Here is a 294-nt window from a genome sequence, read left to right on the forward strand (position 1 = left end):
GATCGCCAGCGGCGCGGCGACCCGGGCGGTGTCCGTGGCGGGCGGCATGCACCACGCCATGCCCGCCGCCGCGGCCGGGTTCTGCGTCTATAACGACGCCGCGGTGGCCATCAGCTGGTTGCTGGACAACGGGTACGACCGCATCGCCTACGTCGACATCGACGTCCACCACGGTGACGGTGTCCAGGCGGCCTTCTACGAGGATCCGCGTGTGCTGACCGTGTCCCTGCACCAGCACCCCGCCACGCTGTGGCCGTCGACCGGGTGGGCATCGGAGACGGGCGTGGGGCGGGA

Annotated in this window: 1 pseudogene; it reads left to right on the forward strand. The window is 71.8% G+C overall.

From position 1 onward, the window contains the following. A pseudogene (locus tag G6019_RS17540) lies at positions 1-294 on the forward strand (acetoin utilization protein AcuC); the annotation flags it as partial.

The sequence above is a fragment of the Dietzia sp. DQ12-76 genome, from assembly GCF_014145045.1.
GTDB lineage: Bacteria > Actinomycetota > Actinomycetes > Mycobacteriales > Mycobacteriaceae > Dietzia.